Annotated in this window: 13 protein-coding genes; 9 read left to right on the top strand and 4 right to left on the bottom strand. The window is 28.8% G+C overall.

Annotated features, from left to right (window positions below; all coding sequences use genetic code 11):
- Nucleotides 1–548 precede the first annotated feature (548 nt).
- Nucleotides 549–998: a hypothetical protein gene (locus tag BUB36_RS05095; protein ID WP_073147690.1), complete on the bottom strand. Its 450-nt coding sequence runs from the start codon at nt 996–998 to the stop codon at nt 549–551.
- 119 nt (nt 999–1117) lie between these two features.
- Entirely contained in the window at nt 1118–1321 is a 204-nt protein-coding gene (locus BUB36_RS05100) for a YIEGIA domain-containing protein (RefSeq protein ID WP_073147692.1), read from the bottom strand.
- A gap of 162 nt (nt 1322–1483) precedes the next feature.
- On the opposite strand from BUB36_RS05100, the gene BUB36_RS19405 reads away from it, so the two are divergent.
- The 9 genes from BUB36_RS19405 (at nt 1484) to gdhA (ending at nt 10560) form a co-directional block, all read left to right on the top strand.
- Nucleotides 1484–2278, top strand: a complete 795-nt coding sequence (locus BUB36_RS19405) for an amino acid ABC transporter substrate-binding protein (protein ID WP_073147694.1) — start codon at nt 1484–1486, stop codon at nt 2276–2278.
- Nucleotides 2279–2294: 16 nt separating this feature from the next.
- Nucleotides 2295–2966 (top strand): amino acid ABC transporter permease, encoded by a 672-nt coding sequence (locus BUB36_RS19410; RefSeq protein WP_073147696.1) that lies wholly within the window; start codon nt 2295–2297, stop codon nt 2964–2966.
- Between the two features lie 50 nt (nt 2967–3016).
- Nucleotides 3017–3754, top strand: a complete 738-nt coding sequence (locus BUB36_RS05115) for an amino acid ABC transporter ATP-binding protein (RefSeq protein ID WP_073147698.1) — start codon at nt 3017–3019, stop codon at nt 3752–3754.
- A 485-nt stretch (nt 3755–4239) separates the two neighbouring features.
- Nucleotides 4240–4560, top strand: a complete 321-nt coding sequence (locus tag BUB36_RS19415; RefSeq protein ID WP_131821213.1) for a hypothetical protein — start codon at nt 4240–4242, stop codon at nt 4558–4560.
- Complete coding sequence (locus BUB36_RS05120) at nt 4553–5596, top strand: two-component system sensor histidine kinase NtrB (protein WP_165613034.1); 1044 nt, start codon at nt 4553–4555, stop codon at nt 5594–5596. Before BUB36_RS19415 ends, BUB36_RS05120 begins: the two co-directional genes overlap by 8 nt.
- 2 nt (nt 5597–5598) lie before the next feature.
- A complete protein-coding gene (locus tag BUB36_RS20510; RefSeq protein WP_330390418.1) occupies nt 5599–5976 on the top strand; it encodes a sigma-54-dependent transcriptional regulator in 378 nt (125 codons plus the stop codon).
- A 48-nt stretch (nt 5977–6024) separates the two neighbouring features.
- Nucleotides 6025–6951, top strand: coding sequence for a sigma-54 interaction domain-containing protein (locus BUB36_RS05125; protein ID WP_330390426.1), 927 nt, complete (start codon nt 6025–6027; stop codon nt 6949–6951).
- A 253-nt stretch (nt 6952–7204) separates the two neighbouring features.
- On the top strand, nt 7205–8299 hold the full coding sequence (locus tag BUB36_RS05130; protein WP_073147700.1) for a PRK06851 family protein: 1095 nt from the start codon (nt 7205–7207) through the stop codon (nt 8297–8299).
- 923 nt (nt 8300–9222) lie between these two features.
- Nucleotides 9223–10560, top strand: coding sequence for an NADP-specific glutamate dehydrogenase (gene gdhA, locus BUB36_RS05135; protein ID WP_073147702.1), 1338 nt, complete (start codon nt 9223–9225; stop codon nt 10558–10560).
- Nucleotides 10561–10715: 155 nt separating this feature from the next.
- Here the strand turns inward: gdhA and BUB36_RS05140 are convergent, their stop codons facing one another.
- Nucleotides 10716–11093 carry a hypothetical protein gene (locus BUB36_RS05140; protein WP_073147704.1) on the bottom strand — a complete coding sequence of 126 codons (378 nt, stop codon included), beginning with the start codon at nt 11091–11093 and terminating at the stop codon, nt 10716–10718.
- A 175-nt stretch (nt 11094–11268) separates the two neighbouring features.
- Nucleotides 11269–12474, bottom strand: a complete 1206-nt coding sequence (locus BUB36_RS05145; protein WP_073147706.1) for an alanyl-tRNA editing protein — start codon at nt 12472–12474, stop codon at nt 11269–11271.
- Nucleotides 12475–12477: the final 3 nt, after the last annotated feature.

Consider the following 12477-nt stretch of genomic DNA (forward strand, 5'->3'; position numbering starts at 1 on the left):
TCTTCTAGAGGTCGGCGGAGAATAAACCATATTCGAATATTTAATGCAACATTAGCGCAATTTGAAAATGCAGAAATAGAGCATTTGAATACAGTGGGAATCAATCCAGTAATATAAATAACATATATCTATTGTAAAAATATGGATAAGGACTATCTTCTGATTGGAGTTGTCTTTTTGAAAATATTTATCAGTATTGTTATGTAAATATTTTGCATTTATACAAACTTGTTACATCAATAATTCTTAGAGATTTATTCTTGACTTTTCGTAATTAATTTTATGCAATACTAGTGTGAAATAATATAAATAATCTGGTATATATAGCTATTAATTCACAAAAGACAAAGGCGTCTTCGACGCGTTTTAAGTTGCAAGTAATAGGGTCTTTCTAATAAATTTTAAAAGAAAACAGTTTGCACCAATATTTTACTGGTAATAGTTTGCAATTCATTGTGTCAGTTGAAATCACCTTATTTGACACATAAAATTTATTCAAAGGATGTTTTAGTTCCTATACAATAAAAAAACACTAGTAATTAAGCGTATTAATTGCTAGTGTTTCCAAATTTTATCAATATTATTTTGCTAATAAAGAAAGTTACTGGAAAAAGTATTATTAGCTGTATTACTGGAATAAGACCTATATTTGTGTTTAGAAAAAATGGCATAGCTTCTGAGTAGCCCCATCTTCCTGTGTAAAGAGCATGTACTTCAAAATAAAAGCTTAAAAACAGTGCATATAGATTCATAATAATATATTCTTTAGATTCCCATCTTTTTATTATCCAGTTAAAATCTTTATTTACAAAAGATAGTAGGAAATATAAAATTACTGTCATATTAACATCACCAAAGGTGGCACTTAACATCAAAGATGATTGTTGAGTATTTGCATCCATACTATAAAAAATACCACACTGCCAATATTCCCAAGCATACTGTAATACAGCTGCGACAAAAGCTACAACAATAAAATTTTTAAATACTTTTTTCATGTAAACACCTCATTAATTATTTTAAGTATCATTATAAGTAATTATACAGATTGTAATAAAAAGATGCAATGCTGGATTATTTTGTATAATAATAATTTATATATAAAAATATATTATCACTAAAAATGCATTGAATAGGATATATAGATTTCCCAAACTATTGGAACAATAACCAATGCTACTTCTCTAGTATCAAAATTTCTTTTTATAGCTATATATCTTTCAGACCTAAGAAGTCTTGAACATTCATGCATTATAGCTTTTCTTTGTCCATTATGATTTAGTATAACCTTCTCTGTATCATTGTTATTGTTAGGTTTCAAAATGACACTCTAGCATTTCAAGATTTAATATGTATAAAAAATTAAAGAAGTATAAATTAGGAAAATAAAAATTGTCGAATAATGTTGACTATCTTCCAATAAAATGGTAAACTAAACAAAGTAATCCGATAAGAATACTATGAATAAAAAGGAGGCGAAGAAATGTTTTACAGCAAAAAGCACTTATTAGTTTTATTAATGGTTTTAGCAGTAATTTTGGTGATGGCAGGGTGTAATGCAAAGCCAAGTGAAGAAGTAGGAAATAAAGTTATAAAAGTAGGGACTTCAGGTAGATATCATCCCTTTACTTTTATGAATAAAGAGGGTAAATTAGATGGATTTGAGATAGACGTTTGGAATGAAATAGGTAGAAGAATAGGTTATGATGTTGAGTATAATACAGCAGAATTTAGTGGATTGTTTGGAATGCTAGATGCTGGGAAAATAGATACTATTGCAAATCAGATAACAATTACAGAACAGAGAAAAGAAAAATATCTGTTTCCAGTGCCATATGTTTATTCAGGAGCACAATTAATCGTAAAGAAAGGAAATGACGATATTAAATCTCTAGAAGATTTAAAAGGCAAAAAAGTTGGTGTAAGTCTAGGATCAAATTACGAGCAATTAATAAGAGAATATGATATAAATAATGAAATTGAAGTAATAACTTATGAGGATTTTGTTGGTTCTCTTCAAGACGTTTCTATAGGTAGAATTGATGCTGTTGTAAATGATAAATTAGCTGGAGTTATAAATATCAAAGAATCAGGACTTGATCTGCAGTTAGGTGGAAATACTGTTCATCCTTTGGAAAACTCGTTTCCATTTGTAAATAGTGAAGAAAATAAAGAATTAGTTGAAAATATAAATAAAGCTATTGAAGAAATGAGAGAAGATGGAACTCTTGCAGAAATTTCAAATAAATGGTTTGACTTAGATGTAACAAGTAAATAGAATGGTGGTTTTTAAAATGAATATCAATTTTGAACCGATGTTCATGCTAGAAGTTTTTCCAAGAATATTAAAATACGTATATGTTACTTTAGGTATAGCTGTAATTTCTATGTTTATAGGTCTTTGTATAGGAACTCTAATTGCTCTTATTAGAATTTATAAAATCAAGGGATTGAATTCATTTATGAAGGTTTATATATCATTTTTTAGAGGCACTCCATTATTGGTACAGCTTTTTTTACTATATTATGGGCTACCTCAGGTCATTCCTAAATTAGCAGAAATGAATGCATATACTGCAGCATTTATTGGATTGAGTTTAAATAGTGGAGCTTACATGTCTGAGATTATTAGGGGAGCAATTGGTGCCATAGATAAAGGGCAGATGGAAGCTTGTTTATCTGTTGGTATGACAAGCTGGCAGGGTATGAAAAGAGTAATACTGCCTCAAGCTGCGAGGGTGGCAATACCAGCTTTAGGAAATACCTTCATAAGTTTGCTTAAGGAATCATCTCTAGCTTTTACTTTAGGAGTTTCAGAAATGTTAGCTCAAGCTAAGATGGCTGCAGCTGCTACCTATAGGGTTTTTGAAAGTTATTTAGTGGTAGCATTAATGTATTGGATGATTACAATAGTTTTTAGTTATATACAAGGAAAAATTGAAGAAAAATTAAGTAAAGCCTATTAAAACCCATTTTCAAAATTCCTATTAATAATCGGGGTTGAAAGGACGATTTTATGTTAAAGATAAAAAATTTGCATAAAAGTTTTGAGAATTTAGAAGTACTAAAGGGTATTGATTTAGAAGTAAATAAGGGAGAGGTTGTTGTAATTATTGGACCTTCTGGTTCAGGAAAATCAACCTTATTAAGATGTATAAATCATCTTGAAACCCCAAAAAAAGGGGCTATCCAAATTAGCAGCACTAAAGTAGATGCAGAAAAATCAAATAAAAAGGATATTCAAAGCTTAAGAAGAGAAACTGCTATGGTATTTCAAAATTACAATTTATTTAAAAATAAAACAGCATTAGAAAATATTACTGAGGCACTACTTGTGGTAAAAAATATGACTAAAGATGAAGCTAAAGAAATTGGAGAAAAGCTCTTAGTACAGGTCGGATTGAAAGATAAAAGAAACAGCTATCCATCAACTCTATCAGGAGGGCAACAACAAAGAGTAGGAATTGCTAGAGCCATGGCTTTAAATCCACAGATTATATTATTTGATGAACCTACTTCTGCATTAGATCCAGAATTAGTTGGAGAAGTTTTAAATGTTATTAAAGAGTTAGCTCTTAATAATATAACAATGCTAATTGTAACCCATGAGATGGGATTTGCAAGAGAAGTTGCAGATAGAGTTATATTTATGGATGAAGGCTATATAGTTGAACAAGGAATACCAGAAGAAATTTTTACTAATCCTAAACATGATAGAACAAAAAAGTTTTTAAATAAAATTGTTAATAAGTAGTATTTTATTTAAACTAATATTAATAAAAGCAAAAAGTAGCATTTAACTCAATAGGTGTAGTATTTGCTACACATATTTTCTTGTTAAGTGACTTTTATTATTAAAAACTGATTATAGATAAACAACTTCAAGGTTTAATAAATTTCAAAGAAAAAATTTAGAAGCGTTAATTATTTTCTTTGAAATTTATTTTAAATGCTAATGTTGTTTATCTATAATAGGCTCATTTTTATTGTTGGTATGATATTTGCTGGTTTAATTGAATAATGATTAACTCCCCCCTTTGGTTTTTCAATTAGCTAGTGAATTTTTTCACTAGCTAATTATTCTTTATGTTAGTCAAAATATTTATCTATCTTAAGAGAAAGATAAAATGGGTATGATAAAATAAAGATGATAAATATTTTAAGGGCTGAAATGGATGAAAGATAAAAAAAAATCTACATAGCTTTATCTTCATAAGTTTAAGTATATTAATTATAACTATGTTTCACTATTTCACAGCTGTTAGTAGATGGGATATCCATGACTTTTTAAGAAGATTATACTATGTTCCCATAATTATATCAGCCTTTAGGTTTAGACTTAAAGGTGGAGTATTGTCATCTTTAGTTATATCCTTACTTTATGCACCACATTTATTTGTACCTTACGTTGTATTTTTAGGACATGGTGACATAACTGTTTTAAATCAATTCTTAGAGATAATTATGTTTATAGTTATAGGAACTGCAACGGGATTTTTAGTAGAATCTGATTATAAAAAGAAAAAAAATGCTAGAACTCCAGATAAAAAAATTGACTGATTTAGAGAATTATACTCAAAATATTTTAGATAGTATAACGAATTCATTAATAGCAGTAGATAAAGAATTGAAAATAAAATCTATAAATAAAGAAGGAAAAAAATTGTTTCAGTTAAATGATTCATCTATAGGGAAAGGGTTAGATATTTTATTTGTTGAATATGAAATATTAGAAAAAATATTATATGAAGTACTATCGAGAAAAACAAAAATTTCAAATAAGGAACTAAAATTAAATCTTAAATCTGGTAAAGAGATTTATATAAAGCTCATTGCTTATCCTTTATATAACATTTTAGATAAAGTTGAAGGTGTTGTAATTGTACTTGAAGATATATCAAAAATTAGAGAGTTAGAATATCGAATAAGGAGAGCAGAAAAGTTATCGGCTGTTGGAGAACTTGCTTCAGGTATAGCCCATGAAATAAGAAACCCTTTGGGTATTATTAAAACCATCTCACAAACAATTAATAATGATGTTAAAGATAAAGAAATAAAAGAAGGAATTGAGATAATAATACATGAAGTAAATAGGGCCAATATGGTTATTAAAGGAATATTAGATTTTGCCAAGCCTAATATTAATCAGAAAAAATATCATAGCATAAATAATTTGATTAGAAATATATTGATAATAACCAATAAGTATACGCAGCAGCATCATGTTGAAATTAATTATAATTTTGATATTGATAAAAGCATTTTAATAGATGTTGATAAATTAAAACAAGCATTTATAAATATTATATTTAATGCTGTGCAGGCTATGCCTGAAGGAGGAAAGCTCGATATTAACCAGTCCACTCAAGATGATTATATTAAAATATCCTTTGAAGATACAGGAATAGGTATTTCACAGAATATAATTGAAAAAATATTTGAACCTTTTTACACAACTAAAGATTTTGGTACTGGATTAGGGCTTCCAATAACGCATAGAATCATTGAGGAGCATAAAGGTTATATTGAAGTAGATAGTGAATTGGATAAAGGAACGAAGATTACCATTTTCTTACCAATGGAAGAAAGGAGTTAAAAATGGCTAAAAAAATATTAATTGTGGATGATGAAAAAAACATGATATGGGCACTTAAAAGGGCTTTCAAAAATGAAGAGTTTAAAATAATAACAGCCTCTAATGGAATTGAAGCGATAGAAATGGTTAAAGTCAATACACCAGATTTAGTTCTGTTAGATTTAAAAATGCCTAAATTAAATGGTCTTGAGGCATTGAAAGAGATAAAAAATATAGATTCTAAAATTTCTGTTATTATGATGACAGCCCATGGCACAATGGAATCTGCAATTGAAGCAATGAAAAACGGTGCAATAGACTATATTTCAAAACCCTTTGACATTGAAGAACTTAAAATACAGATTAGAAAAGCCCTTGACATTGAAGCTATGAAGGAATAAATAGAATTTTTAACAGAAGAACTTAACAGTAAAACTGGTAAGGTAATAATTGGTGAGAGTGAAAAAATCAAAAATGTATTGGATATAGTCAATCGTGTTGCTAAAAGCAAAGCTACTGTTTTGATTACAGGTGAAAGTGGTACTGGCAAAGAGCTTATAGCCAATGCTATTCATTATAATAGTGATAGAAAGAATAAACCATATGTTAAGATAAACTGTGGTGCAATACCTGAGAACTTATTAGAAAGTGAATTATTTGGTCATGAAAAAGGGGCTTTTACAGGTGCTGTAAGTAAAAGATACGGGAAGTTTGAGAGAGCTAATCATGGTACAATATTTCTTGATGAAGTAGGTGAACTCAGTCTTCCTATGCAGGTAAAGCTACTAAGGGTTTTGCAAGAGCAAGAAATTGAAAGAGTAGGTGAATCAGAAGTTGTAAAAATAGATGTTAGGATTGTTGCAGCAACTAATAGAGATTTAAAGAAAATGGTTGAAGAAGGAAGTTTTAGGGAAGATTTATACTACAGATTAAATGTTATACCTATTGAACTTCCGTCCTTAAAGGAAAGAAAAGAAGATATCCCTCTACTTGTTAGTTACTTTATAGAAAAGTATTGCAATCAAATGGGAAGAAATCCAATTAAAATAGATAAGGAAGCATTAAATATGCTAATAAATTATGAATGGAAGGGGAATATTAGAGAACTTGAAAATGTAATTGAGAGAATAGTAATTTTATGTCAGAGCGATACTATTTTCAAAAAAGATTTGCCTAAAGAGATTCTATTTGTAGATATGGACGATTCAGAGTTTGTGTTACCTGAAAAGGGTATAAACCTTGAAGAAGTTGAAAAGAGCTTTATTAAACAGGCCCTTGTGCTTAGCGAGGGTAATCAAACTAAAGCAGCTAAATTGCTTGGTATTACTCGACATACCCTTTTATATAGGATGGATAAATATGACATAAAAAACTAAAGCTGATCTATTAGTCATATTTAAGTTAAGGCCTTCATTGCATTTATTTGAACACTAGTGATAATATTTCTTAGATTAGTATGTCAATGATACTGTAGGAATTTAAGTAAAGACTTTAATTTATACTATGTAAATCCTATAGTAGAATAAAAAATTATACGGAAATAGTTTTTTCTATTATATTGTCCAAGCTCATATGAATATATATAAATATATGTTTTGAAAATTTACAAAATAAGGAGTTGGAAGGAATATGGGCAAAAAGGGTAGTATTAGAAGAGTTTATCCAGGAGGCAATACATACAAGGGCTTTTACTCATACTACAATTATATCTTAGACCAAAAAAGTGCAAAAAGAATTATTGTGATAAAAGGAGGTCCAGGAGTAGGAAAATCTTCCTTCATGAAAGGATTGGGAGAAGCAATGGTAGAGAAGGGATACGATGTAGAGTATCATCACTGCTCTTCTGATAATAATTCCATTGATGGAGTAGTGTTCTCTCAGGTTGGAGTGGCACTTATTGACGGTACTGCACCCCATGTAGTAGATCCTAAAAACCCTGGAGCAGTAGATGAGATAATTCATCTAGGAGATTATTGGGATGAAGATAAAATGATGAAAAATAAAGAGTCGATTATTAAGGATAATAAAGAGGTTGGAAGATTGTTTAGAAGAGCCTATGGATATTTGGCAGCAGCTAAAGGTGCTTATGATAATATAAGCAAAAATATAAAAGAGGCTACAGATTATGCTAAGGTGAATAAAATAATAGGAGAGTTGGCAAATGAAATATTTGATGATTTAAACTATAGTGATAGCCTTGGTAAGGAAAGACATCTATTTGGCAGTGCAGTTACTCCAGATGGAATTAAAGACTATCTTGAAACACTAATTGAGCCTAATGAAAAGGTGTTTGTATTGAAGGGAGAATATAATTTTGGTCAATCGGAGATAGTAGAAAAAATTGGGAAGTTAGCTATTGATAAGGGATACAACGTAGAATTTTTTCATAATCATTTTATACCAGAAAAGGTTGATAACATAGTTATAAAAGACATAAAAGTAGCTGTAACAACTTCTAATAAATTTGATAATGGAAAAAATAAAGTATTCAACATTGATCTATGTTTAAACGAAGAACTTCTTAAAGAAAGAGAAGAAGAGTTTAAATTAGATAGGGAGAAATTCGAAGAGTTGATGGATTTAGCTATTAAAAATATAAGTAGAGCTAAAAAAATACATGATCATATGGAAACTTATTATATACCAAATATGGATTTTGAAGCTATAGACTTCCTAAGAGAAAATACTCTTGAAAGAATATTATATTGGGTTGAAGAAAAGTAATGATTGATTAGATTTAAGCTATTGGCTAAGGTCAATAGCTTTTTCAATGTATAAATTAATTGCTTTACTAGAATATCTATATAGGAATTTAAGTAAAGACTTTAATTTATACATATCCAAAACGCCCAGAAACGTTGCGTATTTGTACATGTATAAATTAAGTTTTACTATGCAAATCCTATATTAATGTTTTGTAAAAAAATATTTCAAAAATACATAATAAAAATTGCAGGAATTTTTTGAATAGTATAGAATAAAAGCAATAGTGTCTAAAATTCTATATAAAATATACTAATTAATTAAATTTTTGACTACTTTTCTAATATTACTACTTGTGGCATTTGTTTTTTAATAACTATGAAGGATTATATGTTAAATAACTCATAATTAATTCATGTAAAAATTTACCATTATATTAAAAAACTCCTAAAAACATACTATAAATATATAAAAGGACTGAAGTAAATATAATTTCTTTATGTGCAATCATATTATTAAAGGTAAATTATACAATTGTTTAATTTGTAGAAAAAGCATTACAAATTTATGATTTATATGTTATAATAATAACGCAATAATAAGTAATCATGATTATATAATAATAATGTTTAGAAATAGTTGCTTAGACATTGTTTTTTAAACAAAAATGAGGCAAGAATTTAAATATAAAGTATACGATGTTACAGTATTGAAATAATTAACCAAAACTAAAGCTGTCAGTTTAAAAAGAACTGTTAAATAAAAAAATAAAAATTTTGAAATTTTAGTCTTTATTAAGAAAATGTTTTTAAATTTGCAAAAGTTATATATAACTGAAATTAAAATTTACATAAACTTGAATGATGATGGCAATAATTTAGACTGAGAATAAAGAAAAGTCATTCTTTTCTTTATCATAAATATTTATTAAAGGAGAGGTGTATATGTCTTATATTCAAGAGGTTTTAGAAAAAGTTAAAGCTAGAAATGGTAGTGAACCAGAATTTATTCAAGCTGTTGAGGAAGTATTTCATTCCCTTGAACCTGTTATTGAAAGACATCCTGAGTATAGAGAAGCTGCCATTTTAGAAAGAATAGTTGAACCTGAAAGACAGATCATTTTTAGAGTACCATGGGTTGATGATAATGGTAAGATACAGGTTAATCGTGGTATGAGAATTCAATTTAATGGAGCTATAGGACCATATAAAGGCGGCTTAAGATTTCACCCATCTGTTTATGTAGGAATCATTAAATTCTTAGGCTTTGAGCAAATATTTAAAAATTCATTGACTGGACTTCCTATTGGCGGAGGTAAAGGTGGTTCTGATTTTGATCCTAAGGGTAAATCTGACGCAGAAATTATGAGATTCTGCCAAAGTTTTATGACTGAGTTATATAGACATATAGGACCAGATGTAGATGTTCCAGCAGGAGATATCGGTGTTGGAGGAAGAGAAATTGGATATCTATACGGGCAATATAGAAGAATCAGAGGTGCTTTTGAAAATGGTGTATTAACAGGTAAGGGCTTAAAATATGGTGGTAGCTTAGCAAGAAAAGAAGCTACAGGATATGGATTACTTTACTTTGTAGATGAAATGTTAAAGGCCAATGGACATAGTATAGAAGGAAAAGTTATTGCTATATCTGGTTCTGGTAACGTTGCAATATATGCTTGTGAAAAGGCAACAGAGCTAGGAGCTAAAGTGGTAGCAATGTCCGATTCAAATGGATATATCTACGATGCAAATGGTATTAATCTAGACACTGTTAAGAGATTAAAGGAAGTTGAAAGAAAAAGAATTAAAGAATACGTTTCTGCTCATCCAGAAGCTGAATATCATGAAGGTAATGTATGGGAAGGTAAGTTTAAATATGATATCGCACTTCCTTGTTCAACTCAAAATGATATAGATGTTGAAAGAGCAAAAAATATAATTGAAAATGGTGCAATAGCAGTAGGAGAAGGAGCAAATATGCCTACATCTAATGATGCAATAAACTATTTCTTAGATAAAGGTATTCTTTTAGCTCCAGCAAAAGCTGCAAATGCTGGTGGTGTTGCTACTTCAGCTCTTGAAATGTCTCAAAATAGTATGAGATATTCTTGGACGTTTGAAGAAGTTGACGCTAAATTAAAGGATATTATGGTTAATATCCATAAGAATGCTAAAGAAGCTTCTGAAGAATATGGATTAGGATATAATTTAGTAGCAGGAGCAAATATTGCTGGATTCAAAAAAGTTGCTGAAGCAATGATGGCTCAAGGTAATTACTAAGAAACACAATAATTAATCTTCAAGGAGCCTTTTATGGCTCCTTAAATTTTGAAAAAGTTATTTTATAATTATTATTTATATAAAGAGGGTAAGGTAAAATTATTGTTAATTAATAATGGGTATAGCAAATATAATTCTAATGGTGCAAGATATTATTATTTGCAGTAGTATTTATTATTAGGGTCTTTTTTTACTCTCTGTCCCCATAAATCTTTAGCAAGATCTTCGGATAGACAAACACTACATATCTTATTCAATGGAATCAGACAAACTGATGAACAGTCATTTTTTCGTATTGCTATATAATCTCTTTCAACTTCATCTAGAGTAACGTCGCAGTATGTTTCGCCATTAACTAAAGAAATGTCAACTTTTTGACATTCAAGATCCTTTAATGCTTCCTTAAAACATTCAGGATATCTGTTATCATAATAAACCTTTTCTCTTTCATAATATAGACATAAATCGTCATCATAGTTTCTTCCATAGGCTCTCATCATTGGTGGGTAATAGCCAAATTGATTATTCCACATAGGAAAAGTCCTCCTTTATATTTATAGAATTATTTATGCTATTCTAACCTTAATAACATTATATGAAGAAAGAGGAAAATTGTTATAAAAATTTCTTAATAAGGCAAAAAAGACCCTAATATTTTTAGAGTCTTTTTTAGGTCATATTAAATTTCATGATCACAAATTTATAGTATTATTGTAGACATTCTTTTATCTTTTTATAAGCTAAAGCAATAGCCTTATCTAAATTATTAATATTTTTTCCTCCGCCTTGAGCAGAAACAGGACTTCCTCCACCCTTTCCATCGATTAATGTTAAACAATCATTTAAAATCTCCTTCATATTAATTTGATTTAGGTCCTTTGAACGATTAAATAAAAGTCTTGCTTGGTCATTATTATGTATTCCAAAAATAGAAACGACCTTATCGTTATTATTGATTAAAGTAGCTGCTAATTGCTTTATTTCGTTTAGGTTTCTATTGTGAAATGTTTTTTTAACAATTTTTGTGTTATAAAGCACTTTAGCATCCTTTATTAAATCTATAGCCTCGTAATTTATAAGTTGCTCTTTTAAATACTTATTTTCTTTTTTTATATCAAGAAGTTCTTTATTTATTCTTCCTAAACTATCTAAAATTTCATCTGATTTAATAGATAGTTCTGATGAAATCTTATTAACAATATCATTTTTTACAAGATAATCCTTTAGCGACCTATTACCGCATGCAAAATCTATTCTTAATCCAGCTTTGTATTTTTCGAATTTTTTGATTTTGATTAAACCAACTTCCCCTGTTCTATTTGGATGAGTTCCACAGCAGGGAGAATAATCAAGGTCGTCTAATTTTACTATTCTAACATTATCTGTAACGGGAGGAAGCTTTCTAAGAGGTAGATTAGCCAATTCTTCTTCAGTAGGATATAGTACTTTAACAGGGAAATCATTAAAAACTATTTGATTAGCAAAATATTCCACTTTATTAATATCTTCATTGGATAGAACTCTATCAATATCAATTGTTACACTGTTTGAGCTTAGATGAAAACCTATGGTGTTTGCATCATAAAGCTTTTCAAAGGCTGCTGATAGGATATGCTGTCCTAGGTGTTGTTGCATATTATCAAATCTTTTTTCCCAATTTATTCTACATTTAAGATTATCCAATTTAGAAGGTAATTTATCAATAACATGGTATATCTTATTTTTTTCTTCATATACATATGATACTTGGATGTCACCTATATAACCTATATCCGATGGCTGACCTCCACCCTCGGGATAAAAAGCTGTTTGATTAAGTTCAACATTAAATTTATCATTTTTTTCAATAATTTGAATAATATTGGCATTAAATTCTTTTATATACGTGTTTTTGTAATATAGTTTTACGGTCAAATA

Origin of the sequence: Paramaledivibacter caminithermalis DSM 15212 (genome assembly GCF_900142245.1) — a bacterium.
Classification (GTDB): Bacteria; Bacillota; Clostridia; order Peptostreptococcales; family Caminicellaceae; genus Paramaledivibacter; species Paramaledivibacter caminithermalis.

What these genes read in the sequence shown, in the direction of transcription:
- BUB36_RS05095 (WP_073147690.1), bottom strand. Translation starts at nt 998, where the DNA reads ATGAAAAAAGTATTTAAAAATTTTATTGTTGTAGCTTTTGTCGCAGCT.
- BUB36_RS19405 (WP_073147694.1), top strand. Translation starts at nt 1,484, where the DNA reads ATGTTTTACAGCAAAAAGCACTTATTAGTTTTATTAATGGTTTTAGCA.
- BUB36_RS19410 (WP_073147696.1), top strand. Translation starts at nt 2,295, where the DNA reads ATGAATATCAATTTTGAACCGATGTTCATGCTAGAAGTTTTTCCAAGA.
- BUB36_RS05115 (WP_073147698.1), top strand. Translation starts at nt 3,017, where the DNA reads ATGTTAAAGATAAAAAATTTGCATAAAAGTTTTGAGAATTTAGAAGTA.
- BUB36_RS19415 (WP_131821213.1), top strand. Translation starts at nt 4,240, where the DNA reads ATGTTTCACTATTTCACAGCTGTTAGTAGATGGGATATCCATGACTTT.
- BUB36_RS20510 (WP_330390418.1), top strand. Translation starts at nt 5,599, where the DNA reads ATGGCTAAAAAAATATTAATTGTGGATGATGAAAAAAACATGATATGG.
- BUB36_RS05130 (WP_073147700.1), top strand. Translation starts at nt 7,205, where the DNA reads ATGGGCAAAAAGGGTAGTATTAGAAGAGTTTATCCAGGAGGCAATACA.
- gdhA (WP_073147702.1), top strand. Translation starts at nt 9,223, where the DNA reads ATGTCTTATATTCAAGAGGTTTTAGAAAAAGTTAAAGCTAGAAATGGT.
- BUB36_RS05140 (WP_073147704.1), bottom strand. Translation starts at nt 11,093, where the DNA reads ATGTGGAATAATCAATTTGGCTATTACCCACCAATGATGAGAGCCTAT.